Annotated in this window: 23 protein-coding genes; 19 read left to right on the top strand and 4 right to left on the bottom strand. The window is 63.2% G+C overall.

Annotated features, from left to right (window positions below):
* Positions 1 to 65: 65 nt before the first annotated feature.
* The 11 genes from aceK (at position 66) to bioB (ending at position 13,582) form a co-directional block, all read left to right on the top strand.
* Complete coding sequence (gene aceK, locus PQR54_RS02460) at positions 66 to 1,904, top strand: bifunctional isocitrate dehydrogenase kinase/phosphatase (RefSeq protein WP_408243926.1); 1,839 nt, start codon at positions 66 to 68, stop codon at positions 1,902 to 1,904.
* Positions 1,905 to 1,998: 94 nt separating this feature from the next.
* On the top strand, positions 1,999 to 2,775 hold the full coding sequence (gene can / locus PQR54_RS02455) for a carbonate dehydratase (RefSeq protein WP_408243925.1): 777 nt from the start codon (positions 1,999 to 2,001) through the stop codon (positions 2,773 to 2,775).
* A complete protein-coding gene (locus PQR54_RS02450; protein ID WP_408243924.1) occupies positions 2,768 to 3,961 on the top strand; it encodes an acetyl-CoA C-acetyltransferase in 1,194 nt (397 codons plus the stop codon). The genes can and PQR54_RS02450 overlap by 8 nt, the downstream gene beginning before the upstream one ends.
* A 46-nt stretch (positions 3,962 to 4,007) precedes the next feature.
* On the top strand, positions 4,008 to 4,685 hold the full coding sequence (locus PQR54_RS02445; protein WP_408243923.1) for an SDR family oxidoreductase: 678 nt from the start codon (positions 4,008 to 4,010) through the stop codon (positions 4,683 to 4,685).
* A gap of 27 nt (positions 4,686 to 4,712) precedes the next feature.
* Positions 4,713 to 5,843: an acyl-CoA dehydrogenase family protein gene (locus tag PQR54_RS02440; protein ID WP_408243922.1), complete on the top strand. Its 1,131-nt coding sequence runs from the start codon at positions 4,713 to 4,715 to the stop codon at positions 5,841 to 5,843.
* A gap of 7 nt (positions 5,844 to 5,850) precedes the next feature.
* Positions 5,851 to 6,300: a YchJ family protein gene (locus PQR54_RS02435; RefSeq protein WP_408243921.1), complete on the top strand. Its 450-nt coding sequence runs from the start codon at positions 5,851 to 5,853 to the stop codon at positions 6,298 to 6,300.
* 575 nt (positions 6,301 to 6,875) lie between these two features.
* Positions 6,876 to 8,153: a dienelactone hydrolase family protein gene (locus PQR54_RS02430; RefSeq protein WP_408243920.1), complete on the top strand. Its 1,278-nt coding sequence runs from the start codon at positions 6,876 to 6,878 to the stop codon at positions 8,151 to 8,153.
* Between the two features lie 1,023 nt (positions 8,154 to 9,176).
* A complete protein-coding gene (gene bioA, locus PQR54_RS02425; RefSeq protein WP_408243919.1) occupies positions 9,177 to 10,538 on the top strand; it encodes an adenosylmethionine--8-amino-7-oxononanoate transaminase in 1,362 nt (453 codons plus the stop codon).
* Positions 10,538 to 11,722 carry an 8-amino-7-oxononanoate synthase gene (gene bioF, locus PQR54_RS02420; RefSeq protein WP_408243918.1) on the top strand — a complete coding sequence of 395 codons (1,185 nt, stop codon included), beginning with the start codon at positions 10,538 to 10,540 and terminating at the stop codon, positions 11,720 to 11,722. Before bioA ends, bioF begins: the two co-directional genes overlap by 1 nt.
* On the top strand, positions 11,719 to 12,462 hold the full coding sequence (gene bioD, locus PQR54_RS02415) for a dethiobiotin synthase (protein WP_408243917.1): 744 nt from the start codon (positions 11,719 to 11,721) through the stop codon (positions 12,460 to 12,462). The genes bioF and bioD overlap by 4 nt, the downstream gene beginning before the upstream one ends.
* Before the next feature lie 34 nt (positions 12,463 to 12,496).
* Positions 12,497 to 13,582 (top strand): biotin synthase BioB, encoded by a 1,086-nt coding sequence (gene bioB, locus PQR54_RS02410; RefSeq protein WP_408243916.1) that lies wholly within the window; start codon positions 12,497 to 12,499, stop codon positions 13,580 to 13,582.
* A 92-nt stretch (positions 13,583 to 13,674) separates the two neighbouring features.
* Here bioB and PQR54_RS02405 read toward each other — a convergent pair whose 3' ends face one another.
* Both PQR54_RS02405 and PQR54_RS02400 read right to left on the bottom strand, forming a co-directional pair.
* Positions 13,675 to 14,700: a sulfate ABC transporter substrate-binding protein gene (locus tag PQR54_RS02405; RefSeq protein ID WP_408243915.1), complete on the bottom strand. Its 1,026-nt coding sequence runs from the start codon at positions 14,698 to 14,700 to the stop codon at positions 13,675 to 13,677.
* 136 nt (positions 14,701 to 14,836) lie between these two features.
* Positions 14,837 to 15,439: an RBBP9/YdeN family alpha/beta hydrolase gene (locus PQR54_RS02400; protein ID WP_408243914.1), complete on the bottom strand. Its 603-nt coding sequence runs from the start codon at positions 15,437 to 15,439 to the stop codon at positions 14,837 to 14,839.
* Positions 15,440 to 15,764: 325 nt separating this feature from the next.
* On the opposite strand from PQR54_RS02400, the gene PQR54_RS02395 reads away from it, so the two are divergent.
* The 6 genes from PQR54_RS02395 to PQR54_RS02370 are packed head-to-tail and all read left to right on the top strand — an operon-like array spanning position 15,765 to position 19,911.
* Positions 15,765 to 16,706 carry a 2-hydroxyacid dehydrogenase gene (locus tag PQR54_RS02395; protein WP_408243913.1) on the top strand — a complete coding sequence of 314 codons (942 nt, stop codon included), beginning with the start codon at positions 15,765 to 15,767 and terminating at the stop codon, positions 16,704 to 16,706.
* Between the two features lie 60 nt (positions 16,707 to 16,766).
* Positions 16,767 to 17,693, top strand: a complete 927-nt coding sequence (locus PQR54_RS02390; RefSeq protein ID WP_408243912.1) for a hydroxymethylglutaryl-CoA lyase — start codon at positions 16,767 to 16,769, stop codon at positions 17,691 to 17,693.
* Positions 17,694 to 17,746: 53 nt separating this feature from the next.
* Positions 17,747 to 18,268, top strand: a complete 522-nt coding sequence (locus PQR54_RS02385) for a YbaK/EbsC family protein (RefSeq protein ID WP_408243911.1) — start codon at positions 17,747 to 17,749, stop codon at positions 18,266 to 18,268.
* 13 nt (positions 18,269 to 18,281) lie between these two features.
* Positions 18,282 to 18,506 carry a DUF1289 domain-containing protein gene (locus tag PQR54_RS02380; RefSeq protein WP_408244244.1) on the top strand — a complete coding sequence of 75 codons (225 nt, stop codon included), beginning with the start codon at positions 18,282 to 18,284 and terminating at the stop codon, positions 18,504 to 18,506.
* Positions 18,503 to 18,994, top strand: a complete 492-nt coding sequence (locus PQR54_RS02375) for a MaoC family dehydratase (RefSeq protein ID WP_408243910.1) — start codon at positions 18,503 to 18,505, stop codon at positions 18,992 to 18,994. The genes PQR54_RS02380 and PQR54_RS02375 overlap by 4 nt, the downstream gene beginning before the upstream one ends.
* On the top strand, positions 18,991 to 19,911 hold the full coding sequence (locus tag PQR54_RS02370; protein ID WP_408243909.1) for an MBL fold metallo-hydrolase: 921 nt from the start codon (positions 18,991 to 18,993) through the stop codon (positions 19,909 to 19,911). The genes PQR54_RS02375 and PQR54_RS02370 overlap by 4 nt, the downstream gene beginning before the upstream one ends.
* A 316-nt stretch (positions 19,912 to 20,227) precedes the next feature.
* Here the strand turns inward: PQR54_RS02370 and PQR54_RS02365 are convergent, their stop codons facing one another.
* Positions 20,228 to 21,127, bottom strand: a complete 900-nt coding sequence (locus PQR54_RS02365; protein WP_408243908.1) for a DMT family transporter — start codon at positions 21,125 to 21,127, stop codon at positions 20,228 to 20,230.
* A gap of 114 nt (positions 21,128 to 21,241) precedes the next feature.
* Between PQR54_RS02365 and PQR54_RS02360 the strand changes: the two genes are divergently transcribed.
* A complete protein-coding gene (locus PQR54_RS02360; protein ID WP_408243907.1) occupies positions 21,242 to 21,712 on the top strand; it encodes an Lrp/AsnC family transcriptional regulator in 471 nt (156 codons plus the stop codon).
* Positions 21,713 to 21,767: 55 nt separating this feature from the next.
* Here PQR54_RS02360 and PQR54_RS02355 read toward each other — a convergent pair whose 3' ends face one another.
* Positions 21,768 to 22,658: an alpha/beta fold hydrolase gene (locus tag PQR54_RS02355; RefSeq protein ID WP_408243906.1), complete on the bottom strand. Its 891-nt coding sequence runs from the start codon at positions 22,656 to 22,658 to the stop codon at positions 21,768 to 21,770.
* Between the two features lie 282 nt (positions 22,659 to 22,940).
* Here PQR54_RS02355 and PQR54_RS02350 point away from each other — a divergent pair, with 282 nt between their 5' ends.
* On the top strand, positions 22,941 to 23,900 hold the full coding sequence (locus PQR54_RS02350; RefSeq protein WP_408243905.1) for an NAD(P)H-dependent flavin oxidoreductase: 960 nt from the start codon (positions 22,941 to 22,943) through the stop codon (positions 23,898 to 23,900).
* The last annotated feature ends 45 nt before the right edge of the window (positions 23,901 to 23,945 follow it).

Genomic DNA, 23,945 nt, shown 5'->3' with positions numbered 1-23,945 from the left:
CGCAGGTCCACCCGAACGATACAATCACGGGTGTCTTCACGACATGAGGCGAATGCGCGGTCGACATGAATCACTTCCCCAAACTGCTGTCGTCGCAGATCGGCTTTGACCTCGCGCAGACCATGCTCGAAGGATTCGACCGCCATTACCGGATCTTTCGCGACGCCGCGATCCACGCCAAGACGCTGTTTGAAAAAGCCGACTGGCACGGTCTGCAGAAGCTTGCACGCGATCGCATTACTTCATACGACGAGCGTGTCGATGAATGCGTCGAACTGCTCGAAGACGAATACGACGCGGAAAAAATCGACAGCGAAGTGTGGCAGCAGATCAAGCTGCATTACATCGGCCTGTTGACCACGCACCGTCAGCCGGAGTGCGCGGAAACGTTTTTCAATTCGGTATGCTGCAAGATCCTGCACCGCTCGTACTTCAACAACGACTTCATTTTCGTGCGCCCGGCCATCTCGACGGAATACATAGAGAACGATGAACCGGCCGCGAAACCGACTTACCGTGCGTACTATCCCGGCAAAGACGGACTCGCGGCGACGCTCGAACGCATCGTCACGAACTTTCAGTTGGAGCCGCCGTTCGAAGATTTGACGCGCGACGTCGGCTGCGTGATGCAAGCGATTCACGACGCGTTCGGTGCGTTCGACGAAGCGCCCAATTTCCAGATTCACGTGCTCTCGTCGCTGTTCTACCGGAACAAGTCGGCGTATATCGTCGGACGGATCATCAACGGCGATTTGCTGCTGCCGTTCGCCGTGCCTTTGCGTCATGTGAAACCAGGCGTGCTCGCGCTCGACACCGTGCTGCTCAAGCGTGAACAGCTGCTGATCATTTTCAGCTTTTCGCATTCCTACTTCCTGGTGGATATGGAAGTGCCGTCCGCTTACGTCGAATTTCTCGGCACTATCATGCCGGGCAAGCCGAAGGCGGAAATCTATACGTCGGTGGGTTTGCAGAAGCAGGGCAAGAATCTGTTCTACCGCGACCTGCTGCATCACCTCTCGCATTCGAGCGATCAGTTCATCATCGCGCCCGGCATCAAAGGGCTCGTGATGCTGGTGTTCACGCTGCCGTCGTTTCCATACGTGTTCAAGCTGATCAAGGACAACTTCCCGCCGCCGAAGGAAACCACGCGCGCGCAGATCCAGGGCAAGTATCAGCTCGTCAAACGACATGACCGCCTAGGCCGCATGGCCGACACGCTCGAATATTCGAGCGTGGCGTTGCCCCGCTCACGCCTCGACGACGCGCTGGTGCGCGAGCTCGAAAAGGAAGTGCCGTCGCTGCTCGAATACGAGGGCGACAACCTCGTGATTCGCCACATGTATATCGAGCGCCGCATGGTGCCGCTCAATCTGTTCCTGCAGAACGGCAACGACGAGGATGTCGAGCACGGCATCAAGGAATACGGCAATGCGGTCAAGGAATTGATGCAGGCGAACATCTTTCCGGGCGACATGCTGTACAAGAACTTTGGCGTGACGCGTCACGGCCGCGTGGTGTTCTACGACTACGACGAAATCGAATATCTGACCGACTGCAACGTGCGCGCGGTGCCGGCGCCACGTAACGAGGAGGACGAAATGTCGGGCGAGCCGTGGTACTCCGTCGGCCCGCACGACATCTTTCCGGAAACGTACGGCACATTTCTGCTCGGCGACCCACGCGTGCGCCGCTCCTTCATGCAGCATCACGCGGACTTCTTCGATCCTGCGCTATGGCAACGGCACAAGGATCATCTATTGAAAGGCGAACTGCCCGACTTTTTCCCGTACGACGACAGCGCGCGCTTCTGCAACTGCTATCCGGAACGCTTTGCCGATGCCGCAGGCCGTGCATCGCCCGCGCCGGACGCGCCAGCCGACACGCGCAGCGTGCGGGTGGCGTGAAGCTCACGCGCCGCTCGCATCTTCAGATGCCTCGTCCGAACCTTATGCAACGACATCGACCGGTCAATCGGTCGAGCAACCGCCAAGACGCACCATGAACACGAACGCATCAACTCCTGACAATCCGCTCTCGCATCTGTTCGACAACAATGAAGCGTGGGTCGCCCGCAAGCTGTCCGAAGACCCGGAGTATTTCTCGCGCCTCGCGCATCAGCAGACGCCCGAGTATCTGTGGATCGGCTGCTCGGATTCGCGCGTGCCGGCCAACCAGATCATCGGCTTGCCGCCGGGCGAAGTGTTCGTGCACAGAAATATCGCCAACGTGGTCGTGCATACCGATCTGAACTGTCTCTCGGTGATCCAGTTCGCCGTCGATCTGCTGAAGGTCAAGCACATCATGGTGGTGGGCCACTACGGCTGCTCGGGCGTCGGCGCGGCGCTGCACGGCCGTCGCGTGGGTCTCGCGGACAACTGGCTGCATCACGTACAGGACGTGCGCACCAAACATGCGGCGCTGATCGAGGAATGGCCGATCGGCGAGGTGCGTCACCGGCGCCTGGTCGAACTGAACGCGATCGAACAGGTGATGAACGTATGCCGCACCACCATCGTCAACGATGCATGGGCGCGCGGCCAGGAGTTGACGGTGCACGGCTGGGCGTATGGTGTGCATGACGGCAAGGTGCGCAACCTCGGCATGACGGTCAGCGAGCCGGGTGCGCTCGATGCCACGTATCAGAAGTGCGTCGCGGCGGTGTCGGCCAGTGGCCCGCACAAGGCAGAGAACGACGTGGTGGCCGCCGATGCGGCGCAACTCGGCGACGTGCCGGCTATCGTCGCAGGCGTAATCAAGGAGCTTAAACATGAGTGAGACAAAGGGTGATCCGATCGTCATCGTGGGCGTGGCCCGCACGCCGATGGCGGCATTTCAAGGCGACTTCGCCGCGCTGACGGCGCCGCAGCTGGGCTCGGTGGCAATCGAAGCGGCCGTAAAACGCGCGGGCCTCAAGCCCGAACAGATCGACGAAGTGGTGATGGGTTGCGTGCTGCCTGCCGGCCTCGGTCAGGCGCCCGCGCGTCAGGCCGCGCTCGGCGCCGGCTTGCCGCTCGCCACCGGCAGCACCACGGTGAACAAGATGTGCGGCTCCGGCATGCGCGCGGCGATGTTCGCGCACGACATGCTCGCGGCGGGCTCGGTCGACGTGATCGTCGCGGGCGGCATGGAAAGCATGACGAATGCGCCATACCTGCTGCCCAAAGCGCGCAACGGTATGCGCATGGGCCACGGTCAGGTGATCGACCATATGTTCTACGACGGCCTCGAAGACGCCTACGAAAAAGGCCGTCTGATGGGCACCTTTGCCGAAGAATGCGCGGCCTCGTTCGACTTCACGCGCGAGGCGCAGGACGCGTTCGCCGTCGAGTCGCTCGCTCGTGCGAAGCGCGCCAACGAAGACGGTTCGTTCGGCTGGGAAATCGCACCGGTGAAAGTAGAAAGCCGCAAAGGCGATGTCACCATCGATTGTGATGAGCAGCCGTTCAAGGCGAACATTGAAAAGATTCCGACGCTCAAACCGGCGTTCAGCAAAACCGGCACGGTGACGGCGGCGAATTCGTCGTCGATTTCCGACGGCGCCGCCGCGCTCGTCATGATGCGCGAGTCGACGGCCAGGCGTCTCGGCGTCGAGCCGATTGCCCGCGTGGTCGGCCACTCGACTTTCGCGCAGGAACCGGCAAAGTTCACCACCGCGCCGGTCGGCGCGATTCGCAAGCTGTTCGAGAAAAACGGCTGGCGCGCGGACGAAGTCGATCTGTATGAGGTCAACGAAGCATTTGCCGTCGTGACGATGGCGGCCATGAAAGAACACCATCTGCCGCACGAGAAGGTCAATGTGAATGGCGGCGCCTGTGCGCTCGGCCATCCGATCGGCGCGTCGGGTGCGCGGATTCTGGTCACGCTGATCGGCGCGCTGAAGAAACGTGGACTGAAGCGGGGCGTTGCGACGCTGTGCATCGGCGGCGGCGAAGCTACGGCGATGGGTATCGAACTGGTTTAACCCGCGTTTTTAAAGCGCGCTGTTTGACGGCTTGCTGAGGTATTCGATGAAGACAGTGTTGATCGTCGGTGCGTCGCGCGGCATCGGCCAGGAGTTTGCACGGCAGTACAGGAAGAGCGGCTGGCGCGTGCTCGCCACCGCGCGCGACGGCGCCGTGCTCGATGCATTGAAGGCACTCGGCGCCGAAACTTTTTCGCTCGACGTGAGCGCGCCGGAAGAAATCGCCGCACTCGGCTGGAAGCTCGACGGTGAACGGCTCGATGCGGCGATCCTGGTGTCGGGCGTTTATGGCCCGCGCACGGAAGGCATCGAGACGATCACCGCCGAAGACTTCGACCACGTCATGCACACCAATGTGCGCGGGCCGATGCAATTGATGCCGATCCTGCTGCCGCTCGTCGAAGAAGCTGGCGGCGTGTTCGCGGTGATCTCCAGCAAGATGGGCAGCATCGGCGATGCAAGCGGCACGACCGGGTGGCTGTATCGAGCGAGCAAGGCGGCGTTGAACGACGCGCTGAAACTCGCCTCGCTGGAAGCGAAGCGCGCCGCGTGCGTTTCGTTGCATCCGGGCTGGGTGCGCACCGATATGGGCGGCGCGCAGGCGGCGATCGATCCGGCACGCAGCGTCACCGGCATGCGTGAAGTGCTGGCGCAGGCCGCCGCGGCGCACGACGAGTTTAATGGCCGCTTCTATCAATACGACGGCACGCTGCTCGACTGGTGAGCAACGAGCCGGCAAGGAGACACACTCATGGTGCTTGATCAGGATCATTTGATGGTCCGCGATGCGCTGCGCACCTTCGTGCGCGAAGCGATCACGCCGCACGCGGCAGCATGGGACCGCGAGCGCACTTTTCCGAAGGATGTGCATCGGCAACTCGCGGAGCTCGGCGCATACGGCGTGCTGGTGCCCGAAGCGTATGGCGGCGCCGGCATGGACGCGCTGGCGCTCGCGCTGATTCTCGAAGAAATCGCTGCCGGCGACGGTGGCACCTCGACGGCTATCTCCGTCAACAACTGCCCGGTGTGCAGCATTCTGCTGACCTATGGCAACGACGCGCAGAAACGCGACTGGCTAACGCCGCTCGCGCGCGGCGAGATGCTTGGCGCGTTTTGCCTGACCGAACCGCAAGCCGGTTCCGACGCATCCGCGTTGCGCACCACCGCCACACGCGATGGCGATGCGTATGTGCTGAACGGCGTCAAACAATTCATCACGAGCGGCAAGAACGGCAACGTCGCGATCGTGATGGCCGTGACCGATAAAGCCGCGGGCAAGCGCGGCATCAGCGCGTTCATCGTGCCTACCGACACGAACGGCTACGTTGTCGCGCGAGTCGAGGACAAGCTCGGCCAGCATTCGTCGGATACGGCGCAGATCATTTTCGAGGACTGCCGCGTGCCGGCAGCGAATCTGATCGGCGCGGAAGGCGAAGGCTATCGGATCGCGTTGTCGGGGCTGGAAGGCGGCCGCATCGGTATCGCGGCGCAAAGCGTCGGCATGGCGCGCGCCGCGTTCGAAGCGGCGCTGAGTTACGCGAAGGAGCGAGAGAGCTTCGGCGCGCCGCTCTTTTCGCACCAGGCCGTGCAATTCCGCCTCGCCGACATGGCGACGCAACTCGAAGCCGCGCGGCAGTTGATCTGGCACGCCGCGTCGTTGAAAGACGCCGGCCAACCGTGCCTGACCGAAGCCGCGATGGCCAAGCTGTTCGCGTCCGAAGCCGCCGAGCGCATCTGTTCGGCCGCCTTACAGATTCATGGCGGCTACGGCTACCTGAGCGATTTTCCGGTCGAGCGGATTTACCGCGACGTGCGTGTCTGCCAGATCTATGAAGGCACCAGCGACATCCAGAAAATTTTGATCGCGCGCGGTCTTGGCTGAAAGTCTGATGAATAAACAACTGTTGTCGATGCAACGACCATCCGATTGTCCGTGCGGCGGCGCTGCGCCTGACCAGCGCAGCGGTGTCAAGGCGCCGCGCTTCGCCCAGTGCTGCGGCCGCTATATCGACGGCGGCGAAGCGGCGCCACGGGCGCTCGAACTGATGCGTTCGCGCTATAGCGCGTATGTTTTGGGCGCAACTGACTATCTGCGCGCCACGTGGGCGCCGCACACCCGCCCCGCCGATCTCGACGCAGACCCGGCCGCACCCGACGCGCCGCGTTGGCTCGGACTGCAGATCAAGGCTTTTGCCGAAACCGACGCCGATCACGCGACGGTCGAGTTCGTCGCGCGCTACAAGGTGGGTGGCCGTGCGCATCGGTTGCACGAACTGAGCCGCTTCGTTCGCGGCGATGACGGCCGCTGGCGCTACGTCGACGGCGACGTCAGCGAATAAAGTCCCTTTCTGCCCCTTACAAACCGCCGCAGCGTCCTTACGCCACGCTCACATATGGCCCTGATAGCAGGGCCATTTTTTCTGTTGGCGCGATGCCACAGGACCCGCGCCACGCCTGATTGCTTCGGTGCGCCAAACACTCGTGAAGCCTGCAGCGACCGGCCTCACGCGACCAAACGGCACGCGGAAATTTTTGCGGCGCGGGTTCTCCTTGATTGCACAAAACAAAATTGTCGTGCCAGGATGGGGCCGTAGCTTCATGACGTCACGTTGCGAGAGCCGGTCCATACCAACTCCGCAAAATGCGCAGGAGGCCCTGCCAGGCACCAGACAGTGTGGTTCCGGCGGCGGTTTTCAGGCAGCAGCCGTGGCGCTCATCATCGGCGCGTGGGGTCGCGTCGGCCGTTTGGGTTCATCCCGTGCGATCTCGATTAGCGTGCGTGCGCCTCTGGCGCACTCCGTACGCGAGTGTGTTTTTGTTTGTCGAAAACCTGCCCGAAAGGCAAATGTCAGCAATGACTTTCGACAGATAGACACCACGGTGTTCAGGGCAGGTTTTTGAGGCAGGTGCGTGAATGGTGTTCAGCAAGGTTCTGACGAAGTGTGCGGTGATCTGTGCGGCGGCTACGTGCGCTGTCGCACTCGCGCACGCCGACCCGCTCGCGGACACCCAGCCGGGACCTTTGACCCGCGCACACGTGCCGCGCATCGCGCTCGACGACGACGTCTATCTGCCCACCGCCGGTCTGAACGAACAGATCATCCGCGTACCGGTCGACGCAGCCGGCACGGTCACTCTCGAAACGACGATCTATAAACCGGACGGCGCTGGCCCGTTTCCGATGATCGTTTTCAACCACGGCAAGATCCCCGGCGATCCGCACACGCAGGAACGCAGCGACCCGCTGCCGTTCGCGCGCGAATTCGTGCGCCGCGGCTACGTGGTGGTGGCGCCGAACCGCCAGGGTTTCGGCCATTCGGATGGCGTGTATCAGCAGGATGGCTGCGATGTCGAGAAGAACGGCATCGGCCAGGCCGGCGATGTCGCCGCGACGATCGACTTCATGTCGAAGCAGCCTTACGTGGACGCCACGCATATCGTCGTGGCCGGCACCTCGCACGGCGGTCTTGCGACGATGGCGTACGGCACGCAGGCAGCGCCGGGCGTGCGGGCGCTGATCAATTTCTCGGGCGGCTTGCGGCAGGACGCGTGCAGCGACTGGCAGGGCAACCTGACGCGTGCGTTCGGCGCGTATGGCGAGAAGACCAAGGTGCCGTCGCTGTGGATGTATGGCGATAACGATTCGGTGTGGAACGCGCCGTTGGTGGCGGGCATGTATGCCGCTTATGGCGCGCACGGCGCGAGTGCGAAGATGGTGGATTTCGGCAACTACAAGAATGACGCGCATCGGCTGGTCGGGGATCGTGATGGCGTGCATGTGTGGTGGCCGACTGTCGAGGCTTTCCTGGCGCAGGTGGGTATGCCCACTGGCGTGCAGTATCGTGTGTCGGATCCGTCCATGCCTAAGGCTAGTGGGTTTGCTGCTGTCGATGCGGTCGACGCCGTGCCGTTTGTCGATGAAGCCGGGCGGAATGGGTATCGGAATTTCTTGCATCAGTTTCCTAGTCGGGCGTTTGCTGTTTCTGACTCGGGGGCCTGGTCGTGGGCTGAAGGTGGCGATGATCCGATGTCGGTCGCGGTCGCGAATTGTCAGAAGCAGTCGTCTGCGCCTTGCCGGTTGTATGCGGTGAATAGCTCCGTTGTTTGGGGCGATCAGTCTTCGCAGACGGCTGATGGTGGGGCTCCTGCTATTGGTGCCGATGCTCGGCGGGCTATTGCTAGTCGTGAATAAGAGTTAGGCTTGTTTTTGCCTGCTCGGCGGGTTTTTGCTTCTCTGTGTTCTCTCTCTGGCTTTGGCCTTTCCTTGAATTCGCGGTGGTCTATTAGCGTTGCCCCTGTGCGGGACGGCACCTACTTTCTTTGCCGCGGCAAAGAAAGTAGGCAAAGAAAGCCGCTTCACACCGCTAGCCCATAAGCGGGGCCCTCGGCTTGGAGGGCGCAGTGGTGCATCTGGAATCCGTGTTCTCGCACATTCCGCGTCAGTGACAACGCGCTCATTCTTCGGCGGCGCTGCGCGCGCCGTCGCGGTCATTCATCAACCATCGGTTGCTCTTCTGCTTCAGTACTTACTGGGCTGCCCCAGATTTCTGTCCCATTCTCCATCGTCCACCGCTTCGCGTCACCCCAACTGACACCAAGACCCATCGCGCACAAAAACCCGAATGGTTTAAGCGCCCCTTCTGGCGAGCGCGCAGCGCGAGGCGGGAGGTATGACAGCCTTGTCACTCGCGCCGACTGTGCGAGGGCACAGATTCCAGATGCACCACTACCGTGGCTGCGCGAGGGACCCGCTTATGGGCTGGCGGTGTGAAGCCGCTTTCTTTGCCTACTTTCTTTGCGGCAAGCAAAGAAAGTAGGTGCCGCCCCGCACAGGGGCAACGCTAATACACCACAAAGAACTCAAGGAAAGGCCAACGCCCTCAGAGCACACGGAAAGCAAACCCAAGCGCCGAAGCAGCCCAAAACCCCAAATCCCCACCAGTAAGTTGCAACTACTTTGCCGTCGTCAACTCCGCCGATCAGAGACCTTCATCCAGAAACAGAAACCACCTGCACCGAACATCGCCAAACCCCAGCGCCGCAGGCAAAACCGCCACCCGAACCCCTAGTGCACAGCACGAAATAAACCGCTAATCTCGACCCCGCAAGCCCGCCAAGGGCCGCGCGCAGCGCAAACAAATCCGCGCCACGCGCCTGAAAAATGGCCCTAAAAAGCCACGCCGCGCAGCGGCAAAAAGCATCCCTGGAGCACCCTTTGGAAAAGTCAGCAACACCACCAGCATCCCCCGAAGACTGGATCGCCCGCAGCCTCCGCGCCGTCTGGCACCCCTGCACGCAGATGAAGCACCACGAGCGCCTGCCGCTCATCCCCGTCGCGCGCGGCCAGGGCGCCTGGCTCTACGACCGCGCCGGCCGCCGTTATCTGGATGCCATCAGCTCCTGGTGGGTCAACCTGTTCGGCCACGCCAACCCGCGCATCAACGCGGCGCTGAAAGACCAGCTCGACACGCTCGAACACGCCATGCTCGCCGGCTGCACGCACGAACCGGCCATCGAACTCGCCGAGCGCCTCAGCGCGCTCACGAACAACACGCTAGGCCACGCGTTCTTCGCGTCAGATGGCGCATCCGCGGTCGAAATCGCCCTGAAGATGAGCTTCCACTCGTGGCGCAACCGCGGTTTCGCCGACAAGCAGGAATTCGTCTGCATCGCCAACAGCTATCATGGCGAAACCATCGGCGCGCTCGGCGTCACCGATGTCGCGCTCTTCAAGGACGCCTACGATCCGCTGATCCGCCACGCGCACGTCGTGGCATCGCCCGACGCGCGCCTTGCGCAACCAGACGAAACCGGCGCTGATGTCGCCCGCCGTGCGCTCGATAACGTTCGCTCGCTATTCGAAGCGCGCGCCGCGAAAATCGCCGCGCTGATCGTCGAGCCGCTGGTGCAGTGCGCGGCCGGCATGGCCATGCACGACGCGTCGTATATCGCGGGATTGCGCGCCTTGTGCGACCAGTACGGCGTGCATCTGATCGCCGACGAAATCGCCGTCGGCTGCGGACGCACCGGCACCTTCTTCGCCTGCGAACAGGCCGGCATCTGGCCGGACTTCATCTGTCTGTCGAAAGGCATCAGCGGCGGCTATCTGCCGCTCTCGATCGTGCTGTCGCGCGACGAAATCTTCGCGGCCTTCTATCACGACGACACCGCGCGCGGCTTCCTGCACTCACATTCGTACACCGGCAATCCGCTCGCCTGCCGCGCGGCGCTCGCCACGCTCGATCTGTTCGCGAGCGACAACGTGCTCGCCGTCAACGCGCAAAAATCCGCGAAGCTGAAAGCCGCGCTCGCGCCGCTAGCCGAGCACGAGCAAGTCCGCAATCTACGCCAGTGCGGCACGCTCTTCGCATTCGACGCCGTGATCGACGACGCCCAGCAAGCCAAAACATTCTCGCGCCGCTTCTTCGAAAACGCGTTGCAGCGCGAACTGCTGCTGCGCCCGATTTCGACCACGGTGTATCTGATGCCTCCTTATATCCTCGACGACGAAGAACTCGCGCTGCTCGCCTCGCGCACGCGCGAAACCTTCGAAGCCACGCTCGCGGAGACCCGCTAATGCACCTGCTCGACACACTCGCCGAAGGGCTGAAGGACATCGACGCGCGCGGCCTGCGCCGTCGCCGCCGCACCGCCGACACGCCGTGCGCGGCGCACATGACCGTCGATGGCCGCGCAATCATCGGCTTCGCCAGTAACGACTATCTCGGTCTCGCCGCGCATCCGCAACTCATCGCGGCGATCGCTGAAGGCGCGCAGCGTTATGGCGCGGGCAGCGGCGGCTCGCATCTGCTCGGCGGCCACTCGCGCGCGCATGCGCAACTCGAAGACGATCTCGCGGAATTCGCCGGCGGCTTCGTCGACAACGCGCGCGCGCTCTACTTCAGCACCGGCTACATGGCGAATCTCGCCACGCTCACCGCGCTCGCGGGCCGCGGCACGACGCTCTTCTCCGATGCGCTGAATCACGCGTCGCTGATCGACGGCGCGCGCCTGTCCCGGGCCGACGTGCAGATCTACCCGCACTGCGACACGGAAGCGCTGAGCGCGATGCTCGAAGCCTCGGAGGCCGATGTCAAAGTGATCGTCTCCGATACCGTCTTCAGCATGGACGGCGATATCGCGCCGTTGCCGCGTCTGCTCGAACTCGCGGAGCAACACGGCGCATGGCTGATCGTCGACGACGCGCACGGCTTCGGCGTGCTCGGTCCGCAAGGCCGCGGCGCGATCGCGCAAGCCGCGCTGCGTTCGCCGAATCTCATTTCGATCGGCACGCTCGGCAAAGCCGCCGGCGTCTCCGGCGCGTTCGTCACGGCGCATGAGACGGTGATCGAGTGGCTCGTGCAGCGCGCGCGTCCGTACATCTTCACCACGGCGTCGGTGCCGGCCGCGGCGCACGCGGTGTCGGCGAGCTTGCGCATCATCGGTGGCGAGGAAGGCGACGCGCGGCGCGCGCATCTTCAGCAACTGATCGAACGCACGCGCGCCATGTTGAAGGCCACGCCGTGGTTGCCGGTCGACTCGCATACTGCCGTGCAGCCGCTCATCATCGGCGCGAACGATGCCACGCTCGACATCGCGGCCACGCTCGACCGCGCGGGTCTGTGGGTGCCGGCGATCCGTCCGCCGACCGTACCCAGCGGCACGTCGCGTTTGCGTATTTCGCTGTCGGCCGCGCACTCGCAAGCGGACCTCGACCGGCTCGAAGCGGGCTTGCAGCAACTGGGAGTGAAGGCGGCATGAGCGGCTTGAATCAAAATGCGCTGTCCTTATTCGTCACCGGCACCGATACGGAAATCGGCAAGACGTTCGTCTCGTCGGCGCTGTTGCGCGGCTTCGTCCGCGAAGGCCTGCAAGCGGCCGCGATGAAGCCGATCGCCGCCGGCGCACTCGAACTGAACGGCGTGCTGCACAACGAAGACGCGGACCAACTCGACGCCGCCTCGAACGTGTTGCTGCCGCCCGCGATGCGCACGCCGTATCTGCTGAAGGAACCGGCCGCGCCGCATATCGCGGCCGCGCTGGAAAACGTGACGTTCGATCTCGAGCACATCGTCGATTGTCACGCCCAGGCTCTGAAGCGCGCGGAGATCGTGGTTGTGGAAGGCGTCGGCGGCTTTCGTGTGCCGTTGACGGCCACGCAGGACACCGCCGATCTCGCCGTCGCATTGAAGCTGCCGGTCGTGCTGGTGGTCGGCATGCGGCTCGGCTGCATCAGCCATGCGCTGCTGACCGCCGAGGCGATCGCCGCGCGCGGGCTCATGCTCGCCGGCTGGGTCGCGAACCGCATCGATCCGGACATGACGTTCCCCGACGAAAACATCGCATCGATCCGCGAGCATCTGGCACGTGAATACGACGCGCCATTGCTCGGCATCGTGCCGAATCTGAAACCAGCGTCGCCCGAACTTGCGGCAGACCAACTCGACATCAACCGGCTTTTGCAGACGCTGCGGCACACGCAAACGCATTCGCAGCGGTAAAAAACTCACATATCCATCCATGAGGATTGACGACATGACGCAACTGAACATCGCTCCCACGCCCGCCGACACAGCCGCGGCAAACAACAATGCCAACGCCGCAGCCGGCGCGAAACAGGTCGCGCGCTGGCGCGTCGCCGACATCGTCGCGTTGTACGAACTGCCGTTCAACGACCTGATGTTCAAGGCACAGCAAACGCATCGCGAGCATTTCGATGCGAACACCGTGCAACTGTCCACGCTGCTGTCCATCAAGACCGGCGGCTGCGAGGAGGATTGCGCGTACTGTCCGCAGTCGGTGCATCACGACACGGGCCTGCAAGCCGACAAGCTGATGCCGGTCGACGAAGTGCTCGCCGCCGCCAAGGTCGCCAAGGAAAACGGCGCGACGCGCTTCTGCATGGGCGCCGCGTGGCGTAATCCGAAAGACCGTCACCTCGAACCGATCAAGGACATGATTCGCGGCGTGAAAGCCATGGGTCTGGAAACCTGCGTGACGCTAGGCATGCTCGAAACGCATCAGGCGCAAGGGCTGCGCGAAGCGGGCCTCGACTATTACAACCACAACCTGGATACGTCGCCGGAGTTCTACGGACAGATCATTTCGACGCGCACGTATCAGGACCGCCTCGACACGCTCGAACGCGTGCGCGATGCGGGTATCAACGTGTGCTGCGGCGGGATTGTCGGCCTGGGCGAATCGCGCCGTGAGCGCGCTGGCCTGATCGCGCAACTGGCGAACATGGAGCCGTATCCGGAGTCGGTGCCCATCAACAATCTGGTGCAAGTGGAAGGCACGCCGCTGACCGGCACGGAGGCGATCGACCCGTTCGAATTCGTGCGTACGATCGCGATCGCGCGCATCACCATGCCGCGCGCGATGGTGCGTCTGTCGGCCGGCCGCGAGCAGATGGACGAAGCGTTGCAGGCGTTGTGCTTCCTCGCCGGCGCGAACTCGATTTTCTACGGCGATCAGTTGCTGACTACCAGCAACCCGCAAGCAGAAGCGGACCGCAAGCTGCTCGAGCGTCTCGGCATTCGCGCCGAAGCCGCGCAGCAAATGCCGCTCGATCAAAGCGGCTGCGAACATGGCTGCGATAAGCACGCTGCGCCGAACTAAGCGCATCTGCCGCGTGCGATAAAGCACGCTAAATAAAAAAGGCTGCCTCGTTTTTCGAGGCAGCCTTTTTGCTTATTGACGACGCTGAAAACCTACTTCTTATCCACGATGATCTGATCAAACGTCCCGCCATCGGAGAAGTGCGTTTGCTGCGCTTTCTGCCAGCTGCCGAACATCTCTTCCACGGTGAACGTCTTGATCGGCTTGAACTCCGCCACGTGCTTCGCGAGCACGGTCTTGTCACGCGGACGCAGATGATGCTGCGCGATGATCTCCTGCGCGGCCGGCGACCACAGGTAGTCGAGATACGCCTGCGCTTCCTTGCGCGTGCCGCGCTTGTCGACCACCTTGTCGACGATGGAAACCGGCGGCGCGGCCAGCAAACTGACCGACGGATACACCGCCTCGAAATTGCCCCCACCAACGCCCGTGTCCATCAGCGCGACTTCGTTTTCAAACGTCACCAGCACGTCGCCGATGCCGCGTTGCGTAAAGGTGGTCGTCGCGCCGCGGCCGCCCGTGTCGAGCACCGGCACGTTCTTGAAGATCTCTTTTTCGAAGTCGAGCGTCTGCGCATCGGTGCCGCCGTGCTGCTTGCGATAACCCCATGCGGCCAGATACGCGTAGCGTCCGTTACCTGAAGTCTTCGGATTGGCGATCACCACCTGCACGCCCGGCTTGGCGAGATCGTCCCAGTCCTTGATGTGCTTCGGATTGCCCTTGCGTACGAGGAACACCATCGTGGTGGTGTACGGCGCGCTGTCGTCCGGCAAGCGCGTACGCCAGTTGGCGGGCACCAGTTGACCTTTCTCGGCGAGCAGGTCGATGTCGTTCGGCTGGTTCATCGTCACCACGTCGGCCTGCAGGCCTTGCAGCACCGACAGCGCCTGCGCGCTCGACGCGCCGTGCGACTGGCGGATCGACACATTTTCGCCGCTCTTCTGCTTGTACGCCGCGATAAAGCCCGCGTTGATGTCCTTGTACAACTCGCGCGTCACGTCGTACGACACGTTGAGCAGCGATGTATCCGCGTGCGCCGTCGACATGCCCGCCAGCGCGAGCGTGATTGCCGTCATGCCGGCTGCCAGCCAGCGCGATGTCCCCGTCTTGCCTGCCATCTTGTCCCCGCCTATCGATGATGAAAACCAGTGGCCGCACGAACGTGCAGCGTGAAGCGGGATTCTAACGGATCGCTTACTTGGCCAGTGTTCGTTGCGTGCGTCACTCGATGTGCGAACGCTACAACTCAAACGCTCACACGAACGCGTGCTGTACAGCCTCGAACGACTCCTCGCGAAAGCGCAGCGGCGCCGCGCAATGCACGAGCGTATCGACGAAATATTTCGCGCGCGGCCACGGACCGAAACCGGCCGCGGTGTTGATATGCCCCGCGTCCCCGAGGTTGACGAACGCGCTGCCGAAACGCTGCGCGAGATCGCGCGAACCGGCGAGCGACATCCACGGATCGGTTTCGCTGCCGATCAGGATCGAGGGCACGCCGAGACGCCGCGCATCGAACGGTCCCGCAAAGGCGAATTTCTGCGGACTCGCGGGCGCCACGAACAGCACACCGACCACGTCGTTCGCGTACGAGGCCTGCTGCAACGCATGCGCGGTCGCGAGGCAACCGAAGCTATGCGCTGCCAGCACGAACGGCCCGCGCTCGCGCGCCAGCAAATCGCGCAACGATTTTGACCACACTGCGAGGTCCGGCGCGTCCCAGTCGGCTTGTTCGACGCGCAGCGAGCGCGCGAACTGACGCTCCAGCCAGGTCTGCCAGTGCGCGCCCTCGCTGCCGTGCAGACCGGGAACGGTGACGAGCCGCGGCGGCCATGTCGATTTGGTGCATGAAAGCATGTGTGTGCCTCGCTGCGAGAATCCGGGTAGTGATTGTCCCGCCCGGCGCCGCGCGGGCGAACCAAGTTTTTGTGCTTTGTTTATCGGGCAAATGCGCAGGCAAACGCACCGTCGGATAGGCGCCGCGCAGCGGAATGCTCACCAGCGAACCGCACGCCCGTACGCAAACGCGCGCGAATCGCGTCGAAAAAGTAGAATGAAGCCTATCCATAAAAGGAGGAGGCCTCATGCCGCAAGCGTCGTCCGCAACGCCGCAGCCGTCGCGCCGGTCATGCCGTGGCTTCTTCGTCTCCAGACCCGATCTCGCAGGCGCCTTCCGGACCGTATGAAAATCCTCTTCTACACGCCGCAATCCGATGCTGCCGCGTGGCTGCACGATCTTGCACGCGCACTGCCGCAAGCCGATCTGCGTGAATGGCAACCGGGCGACACTGCGCCGGCCGATTTTGCGGTCGTGTGGCGTCCGCCGCGCGAGATGCTGGCCGGCCGTGACGATCTGCGCGCGATCTTCAATCTCGGTGCGGGCGTCGACGCGATCCTCGCGCTCGAACACCAACAGCCCGGCACGTTGCCGCGCAACGCGCAGTTGATCCGGCTGGAGGACACCGGCATGGCGCCGCAAATGGCCGAGTATGCGACGCACGCGGTGCTGCGCTATCTGCGCCGTTTCGACGAATATCAGACGCTGCAAAAAGAGCGCCGCTGGGAAGTGCTCGAGCCGCATCCGCGTGACACTTTCACGGTGGGCGTGCTGGGGCTCGGCGTGCTCGGTGCGCATGTCGCACAAACGCTCGCGGCGTTCGGCGTGCCGGTGCGCGGCTACAGCCGCAGTCCGCGGCAGATCGACGGAATCACGACCTTCGCCGGTGAAGCGCAATTCGATGCGTTTCTCGACGGCGTGAAAGTGCTGGTCAATCTGCTGCCGCATACTCCGGAAACGGCCGATGTGCTGAACACGCGCACCTTCGCGAAGCTCGCGCACGGTGCATATCTGATCAACCTGGCGCGCGGCGGGCATCTGGTCGAACAGGATTTGCTCGACGCCATCGCGAGCGGGCGGATCACCGCCGCCACGCTCGACGTGTTCCGCGCAGAACCGTTGCCGCCGGATCATCCGTTCTGGCAGGAGCCGCGCATTACGATCACGCCGCACGTGTCCGCGCTGACGTTGCGCGAAGAAAGCGTGACCCAGGTCGCGCAGAAGATCACCGCGCTGGCGCGCGGCGAAACGATCAGCGGCGTGGTGAATATCGAACGCGGATACTGAACCCATCGAATCCAGTTGAAGGAGCGCCGCCACGCGCGGCGCCGACATAGGAGACACATCATGGCCCTACCCCAGCAAGTGAAAATCGTCGAAGTCGGTCCGCGTGACGGACTTCAGAACGAAAAAGACTTCGTGCCCACCGCGACCAAGATCGAGTTGATCAACCGTTTGTCGGCGGCGGGCTTCCGTAACGTCGAGGCCGCTTCGTTCGTGTCGCCGAAATGGGTGCCGCAGATGGCCGATGGCGCCGACGTGATGGCCGGCATCGAACGTCGTCCCGGCACGATCTACTCGGTGCTGACGCCGAATCTGCGCGGCTTCGAGGGCGCGCTCGCCGCGCGTGCCGACGAGATCGTGATTTTCGGCGCCGCTAGCGAAGCGTTTTCGCAGAAGAACATCAACTGCAGCATCGCGGAAAGCATCGATCGGTTCGCGCCGGTCGCGCAGGCGGCGAAGGAAAACGGTTTGCGGATTCGCGGCAGCGTGTCGTGCGCGCTCGGCTGTCCGTATCAGGGCGAAGTGCCGGTGGCGTCGGTGGTGGATGTAGTCCAGCGTTTTGCGGCGCTCGGCTGCGACGAGATCGATATCGCCGACACGATCGGCGTCGGCACGCCGAAGCGCACGCGTGAAGTGTTCGAGGCGGTCACGCAGGTGTTTCCGCGCGAGCGTCTATCCGGCCACTTCCACGACACCTATGGCCAGGCGCTCGCCAACATCTACGCGGCGCTGCAGGAAGGCATCGAGATTTATCACGCATCGGTGGCGGGCCTCGGCGGCTGTCCGTATGCGAAGGGCGCGACCGGCAACGTCGCGACCGAAGACGTGCTGTATCTGATGAACGGCCTCGGCATTCAGACCGGCATCGACCTCGCGCAAGTCGTCGCGATCGGCGATTTCATCTCGACGTCGATCGGCCGGCCCAATGTTTCGCGCGCCGGTAAAGCGCTGCTCGCCAAAGCACGCAGCGAAGCGGCCAACTGCGTCTAACGCTGGCGCAATGCGGCCGCTCACCACTCACGCAATCAACAGGACCTGAAACGATGACGGACCACGCTTCTCTCGAATCCGACGATCTCACCGCGCTGCCCGACTCGGCGCGCCGCGTCGCGCTGCTGTTGCGCGAACGCGGTCACGCGGGCCGGATCGTGATGCTGCCGGAAACCGGCAAGACCTCCGCCGAAGCCGCCGCGGGACTCGGCTGTTCGGTCGCGCAGATCGCCAAGTCGATCCTGTTTCGCCGCCGTGAAGACGACGCGCCGGTATTGGTGATCGCGAGCGGCGCGAATCGTGTGGATGAAAAGAAAGTCGCTGCGCAGGTCGGCGAGATCGGCCGTGCGGACGCGAAGTTCGTCCGCGAAAAAACCGGCTATGCGATCGGCGGCGTCTGCCCGATCGGTCATGCGACCGAGCCGGTCACGCTAATCGATGCCGATCTGCTGGAACTCGACAGTCTGTGGGCCGCCGCGGGTCATCCGCACGCGGTGTTCAATCTAACCGCGCAAGAGCTGATTGCGCTGACGGGCGCGCCGGTGATCGACGTCGCGCTGCGCGAGACGGCGTGACGCGATGACGATGATGACAGCGGGCCTCGATAACGAAGATCACCACGCCGTACCGTCGCCCTGCATCAACGTGTGCAGGATGGACGCGTCGACGGGCTGGTGCGAAGGATGCCTGCGCACCATCGACGAAATCGCCGGCTGGTCGTTATTCGACGACGACGCGAAGCGCGCGGTCTGGGACGCGATCGAGCTTCGCCACGCGGAGTTCGTCGCTAATCAGACGAAGGTGCGGCGATGAACGCCGCGCCGCGCATCGTCACGGTTGGCGAAACGTTCAGTTCGACGCTGGAGTTGTCGGCAGAGTCGGTGAAGTCGTTCGCCGCGCTCGTCAATGATCACAACCCGCTGCATCACGACGAAGCGTATGCCGCGCAAAGCCGCTTCGGCGGCCTCATCGCGTCCGGCACTCAACCGACCGCGCATTTCATGGCGCTGCTGGCAACGCACTACTCGACCTACGCGCAACCGCTCGGTCTCGACTTCGATATCAAGCTGAAGAAAGCCGTCCACGCGAACGACACGCTCACGATCACGTGGCGCGTGAAGCATGCTTACTGGAAGCCGAGTCTGAACGGCGATCTGACGCATCTTGAAGGCTCGGTCGTGAACCAGCGTGGCGAGACGATGTTGATCGGTTCGTCGACGATTCTGGTGATGCCGAAACCCGAAGCGTCCGCGAACGCAGACGCAAGCGCAAGCGCAAACGTAGCGCCCAATTCGCCATGATCGCGCTACCGGAATCGATTCGGGTTTTCGAACGCGGCTGGCTCTCGTCGAACAACGTGCTGCTGGTGGACGACGCCTGCGCCGCGCTGGTCGATACCGGCTACGCCACGCACGCGCCGCAAACGCTCGCCCTCGTGCGGCAAGCGCTCGGCGCGCGGCCGCTCGATCTGATCGTCAACACGCATCTGCATTCGGACCATTGCGGCGGCAATGCGCTCCTGCAGGCGACGTGGCCGTGCCGCACCTTTATTCCGGCCTCGGAGGCCGGCGCCGTGCGCGACTGGGACGAAACGCGCCTGACGTTTCGCGCCACCGGCCAGACCTGCGAGCGCTTCACCTTCACCGGAACGATCGCGCCCGGCACGCCCTTGCGGCTCGGCGCGCTCGATTGGGATGTGCTCGGCGCGCCCGGCCACGATCCGCATTCGCTGATGCTTTACTGCGCGGACGAACGCATCCTGATCAGCGCGGACGCGCTGTGGGAAAACGGCTTCGGCGTGATCTTTCCCGAACTGGAAGGCGAAAGCGGGTTTGCTGAGGAGCAAGCCGTGCTGGAAGCCATTGCGAAGCTCGACGTGCGTCTCGTGATACCCGGCCATGGCGCACCCTTCACGAATGTCGAACAGGCGCTTGAACGCGCGTTTTCGCGTGTTGCGTGGCTGCGCGCCGATCCCGCGCGCAATGCAAAGAACGCGCTGAAGGTGCTGATCGTGTTCAAACTGCTCGAAGTCCGCGCGATGCACTTCGACACCTTATTGCAGATGCTCGACGACGCCAGCGTGATGCGCGCCGCGGCGTCGATGCTCAAGCCGCGTGGCGAATGGCCCGTGTTGCTGAAGCAGATCGTCGAGGAACTGGCGGCCAGGAATGGGCCGCTGGAAGTGGATGGCGCGAGCATCGTCGCGCGCGCGGCCTGACGCGCCGCCGCTGACAGAGGCAAAGCGGGATATCGTCGACACAAAAAGAAAGCCGCTCAACCCTTGCAGGCGAGCGGCGGAAATTCTGTCGGACGTGATCAGCGTCAAGACGCATGATACGCGCGCCTGTTTTTTGACCGCATCGGTGATTTCCCTACAGAAGTTTGACGCGCGCTTTCAAAGCCGCCTACAACACGTCACGTTACGAGGCCCCGTAGTCGCGCGTCTTTCGCTTCATTACTGATATGAATAATTTGCGCATCCGGTTACTCGGGAATCCGTAGCATTGTGATTCGCCACAAGGACGCAACGCCCGTCAGGTCGACGACAGGCGCTTTTGCGGCACGATCCGCCAGCCGAGATTGACGCCGGCTGCCGCCACCAGAATCAGCACCGCCCCCAGCACCTGAATCCACGCAAGCGTTTGCCCGAACGCAACCCGGTCGACGATGATCGCCACCACCGGATAGATGAACGAGAGCGCGCCCGTCATCGAAGTCGGCAGCTTCTGGATCGCGCCGTACAGCAGCACGTACATGAGTCCGGTATTGACGATGCCGAGCACGATCAATTCGAGCCACTGCACGCTGGTGGTGGGCAACGCATCGAAGCGCACGAACGGCGCGAGCATCAGCACGCCGAGCGACACCTGGATCAACGCGATCAGATGCGGCGGCGTGCCCTTGAGCCGCTTCGTAATGATCGACGACACCGCGTACATTGCCGCCGCGCCCACCGCGTATGCGACGCCGACCAGATATTGCCCCGGCACCGCCAGCACCGCCGGTTCGACCTTCACGACGAACACGAGGCCGATAAACGCGATCACCAGCCACGCGACCGTCGACGCGCTGATGCGCTCGCGGAACACCAGCGCGCCGAGCGCCACCAGCATGAACGGCTGCGTGTTGTAGACCGCCGTCGCCATCGAGATCGACGCGCGCGAATACGCGGCGAACAGCAACACCCAGTTGATGACGATTGCCGCGCCGCCGAGCAAGGCGAGGCCGAGCATCTTCCAGGAGAACAGCTTGCGCTGAAACAGCCCGAGTAAGGCGCACACGAGCGCGAGCGTCGCGCCGCCGAAAACGCAGCGGAAGAACACGACATTGAACGGGCTTTGCTGCGACGACACCACCAGCCAGCCGATGGTGCCGGACATCAGCATGGCCATGGTCATTTCCGCGGCTCCGCGGCGGATTTCATTTGACGCCATGATTCGATCCTCGAATTGATTCCTGCATGACGAGCAGTGTAATTAATCCGATCGTCCGAATACATGGCTAAACTTAAGCGTTCTCGCGACGCAACCTAATAATCGAAGGCCGTCATGACCAAGCGCCTTGTTCCTCCTACGCCCGCCCCGCTCGACGAAACCGACCGGGCGCTCCTCGCCGCGCTCGCGCAAGACGCCCGTCAACCGGTCAGCGAACTGGCGCGTCAGGTCGGCCTGTCGGCGCCGAGCACGGCGGAGCGCGTGCGCAGGCTCGAAGCGCAAGGCGTGATCGAGCGCTTCACGGTGCAGATCGATCCGCGCGCGCTCGGCTACACGCTGCAGGCCATCGTGCGCGTGAAGCCGCTGCCCGGTCAGTTGCATCTGGTGGAAGAGGTGATCCGGCGGATTCCGGAGTTCGTCGAATGCGACAAGGTGACGGGCGACGATTGCTTCATCTGCCGCCTGTATCTCCATTCGATCGAGCAGCTCGACGAGATTTTGTCGAAGGTCACCGAGCGCGCGGAGACCAGCACCGCAATCGTCAAGTCGACGCCGGTCGCGCGCCGTTTGCCGCCGCTCGGTTGAGCCAGGCGCGGGGCGCGGGCGCGGCGTCACCTGTGAATGAAACGAACGGAAAGGCTTACTGTTCGACCGCTTCGAAGAAGGACAGCATTTCGGCGACCAGTTCGTCCGGCGCTTCTTCGGGTATGTAGTGTCCGCAAGACAGCGCACGGCCGCTTACGTCGCGCGCCACATGACGCCATTCCGCCAGCGCGTCGAAGCATTTCTCGATCACACCTTTGTCGCCCCACAGCACGCGCAGCGGGCAGCCGATCTTGAGACCGCGCTCGATGTCGGCGCGATCGTGTTCCAGGTCGATGCTCGCCGACGCGCGGTAGTCCTCGCACATCGCGTGAATCGCGTCCGGTTGCGCGAGGGCCGCGCGATAGGCGTCGAGCGCGGCGGGCTCGAACGGCGCGAGACCCGCATGACGGCTGCCCATCACCGCGTCGACATAGGCGGCCGGATTCGCGCTGATCAGCGTTTCAGGCAGCGGCTCCGGCTGGATCAGGAAGAACCAGTGGAAGTAATGCGTCGCAAAGGTGCGGTCGGTGGCTTCGTACATCGCGAGCGTCGGCGCAATGTCGAGCAGCATAAGACGCTCGACGGCATCCGCATGATCGAGCGCCATGCGATGCGCGACGCGCGCGCCGCGATCGTGCGCGCACACGAGAAAACGTTCGAAGCCGAAATGGCGCATCACGGCAACCTGATCGGCCGCCATCACGCGCTTGGAATACGGCGTGTGCGCGGCGTCGCTCGGCGGCTTGCCCGACGCGCCGTAGCCGCGCAGGTCCGTGGCGATCACCGTGAAATGCTCGGCCAGTTGCGCGGCGCACTTCTGCCAGATCAGATGCGACTGCGGATGACCGTGCAGCAACAGAAGAGGCGGCCCCGCCCCGCCCTTCACTCCAAAAATATCGACATCGCCCACGGCGACGCGAAAGGGCGTGAAATTCTCGAAGGCCATGGCGTCTCTCTCGTGATTTTGGAGTCCCTGCATTGTAAAAGCCCGATGTGTTCACGCGAGGTGGGATAGCCCACGCAAGCATAGAACCTGAACACTCCTTCCAACTGTTCTAAACAACCCAATCGAACGCGCTCGCCGCGCTTCGCCTATAATCGAACGACCGTTCTTAAATTTTCGGATGGCTGCAGCGGATGAAAGCGCCGCGAGCCATGTGCCGCTAAACTCAGTCATCGCCGGGCGCGCAACGACGCACCGGCCCGCTCAAATCAGGAGACACGCACTATGGCACTGCCCGCCGTCCTGCAAAAACTCGCGCTGCCCGTCGTCGCTTCGCCGATGTTCATCGTCAGCTATCCCGAACTCGTGCTGGCTCAATGTAAGGCTGGAATCGTCGGCTCGTTTCCCGCGCTGAATGCCCGTCCGGCTGAACTGCTCGACGAATGGCTCACCCAGATTCAGGCGCAGCTCGCCGAGCACAAAGCGGCTAACCCCGATGCGGTCATCGGGCCGATCGCCGTCAATCAGATCGTCCATCAATCGAATACGCGGCTCGAACACGACGTGCGCGTATGCGTCGAACACAAGGTGCCGATTTTCATCACGAGCCTGCGGGCGCCGGCGCGAGAAATTGTCGATGCGGTGCATAGCTACGGCGGCATCGTGCTGCACGACGTGATCAATCTGCGCCATGCGCAGAAGGCGCTGGAAGCGGGCGTCGACGGTCTGATCCTGGTCGCGTCCGGCGCGGGCGGCCATGCGGGCACGACCTCGCCGTTCGCGCTGGTCGGCGAAGTGCGGCGCATATTCGACGGCCCGATCGTACTGTCGGGTTCGATCGCCAACGGCGGCTCGATTCTCGCCGCTCAGGCGATGGGCGCGGACCTCGCCTACATGGGCACGCGCTTCATCGCGACCAAGGAAGCGCACGCGGTCGACAGCTACAAGCAGGCGATCGTCAATTCCACGGCGTCGGACATCATCTACACGAACCTGTTCACCGGCGTGCACGGCAACTACATCCGCGAAAGTATCGTGAACGCGGGGCTGGACCCGGACGCACTGCCGGAATCGGACAAGAGCGCGATGAACTTCGGCAGCGATAAGGCGAAGGCGTGGAAGGATATCTGGGGCGCGGGCCAGGGCGTCGGTTTGATGGACGATGTGCCGAGCGTGGGCGAGTTGGTGCAGCGGTTGACGAAGGAATATGACGACGCGAAGGCGCGGCTCGGGATTGCGCGCTGAGGTGGTGCGCCCCGGCCTGACTCGGCCGGGGTTACGCACAGCCTG

The sequence above is a fragment of the Paraburkholderia phytofirmans genome (assembly GCF_046028095.1).
Taxonomy (GTDB): Bacteria; Pseudomonadota; Gammaproteobacteria; order Burkholderiales; family Burkholderiaceae; genus Paraburkholderia; species Paraburkholderia phytofirmans_A.
Note: the sequence above shows the minus strand (reverse complement) of the source record. Positions and strands in the feature narration are given on the sequence as shown.

Coding starts and splice junctions, on each gene's coding strand:
- bioD (WP_408243917.1), top strand. CDS start 11,719: ATGAGCGGCTTGAATCAAAATGCGCTGTCCTTATTCGTCACCGGCACC.
- PQR54_RS02355 (WP_408243906.1), bottom strand. CDS start 22,658: ATGGCCTTCGAGAATTTCACGCCCTTTCGCGTCGCCGTGGGCGATGTC.
- PQR54_RS02395 (WP_408243913.1), top strand. CDS start 15,765: ATGAAAATCCTCTTCTACACGCCGCAATCCGATGCTGCCGCGTGGCTG.
- aceK (WP_408243926.1), top strand. CDS start 66: ATGAATCACTTCCCCAAACTGCTGTCGTCGCAGATCGGCTTTGACCTC.
- PQR54_RS02370 (WP_408243909.1), top strand. CDS start 18,991: ATGATCGCGCTACCGGAATCGATTCGGGTTTTCGAACGCGGCTGGCTC.
- PQR54_RS02390 (WP_408243912.1), top strand. CDS start 16,767: ATGGCCCTACCCCAGCAAGTGAAAATCGTCGAAGTCGGTCCGCGTGAC.
- PQR54_RS02385 (WP_408243911.1), top strand. CDS start 17,747: ATGACGGACCACGCTTCTCTCGAATCCGACGATCTCACCGCGCTGCCC.
- PQR54_RS02375 (WP_408243910.1), top strand. CDS start 18,503: ATGAACGCCGCGCCGCGCATCGTCACGGTTGGCGAAACGTTCAGTTCG.
- bioB (WP_408243916.1), top strand. CDS start 12,497: ATGACGCAACTGAACATCGCTCCCACGCCCGCCGACACAGCCGCGGCA.
- PQR54_RS02445 (WP_408243923.1), top strand. CDS start 4,008: ATGAAGACAGTGTTGATCGTCGGTGCGTCGCGCGGCATCGGCCAGGAG.
- can (WP_408243925.1), top strand. CDS start 1,999: ATGAACACGAACGCATCAACTCCTGACAATCCGCTCTCGCATCTGTTC.
- PQR54_RS02360 (WP_408243907.1), top strand. CDS start 21,242: ATGACCAAGCGCCTTGTTCCTCCTACGCCCGCCCCGCTCGACGAAACC.
- PQR54_RS02350 (WP_408243905.1), top strand. CDS start 22,941: ATGGCACTGCCCGCCGTCCTGCAAAAACTCGCGCTGCCCGTCGTCGCT.
- PQR54_RS02400 (WP_408243914.1), bottom strand. CDS start 15,439: ATGCTTTCATGCACCAAATCGACATGGCCGCCGCGGCTCGTCACCGTT.
- bioF (WP_408243918.1), top strand. CDS start 10,538: ATGCACCTGCTCGACACACTCGCCGAAGGGCTGAAGGACATCGACGCG.
- PQR54_RS02380 (WP_408244244.1), top strand. CDS start 18,282: ATGACAGCGGGCCTCGATAACGAAGATCACCACGCCGTACCGTCGCCC.
- PQR54_RS02405 (WP_408243915.1), bottom strand. CDS start 14,700: ATGGCAGGCAAGACGGGGACATCGCGCTGGCTGGCAGCCGGCATGACG.
- PQR54_RS02435 (WP_408243921.1), top strand. CDS start 5,851: ATGAATAAACAACTGTTGTCGATGCAACGACCATCCGATTGTCCGTGC.
- PQR54_RS02450 (WP_408243924.1), top strand. CDS start 2,768: ATGAGTGAGACAAAGGGTGATCCGATCGTCATCGTGGGCGTGGCCCGC.
- PQR54_RS02440 (WP_408243922.1), top strand. CDS start 4,713: ATGGTGCTTGATCAGGATCATTTGATGGTCCGCGATGCGCTGCGCACC.
- PQR54_RS02430 (WP_408243920.1), top strand. CDS start 6,876: ATGGTGTTCAGCAAGGTTCTGACGAAGTGTGCGGTGATCTGTGCGGCG.
- PQR54_RS02365 (WP_408243908.1), bottom strand. CDS start 21,127: ATGGCGTCAAATGAAATCCGCCGCGGAGCCGCGGAAATGACCATGGCC.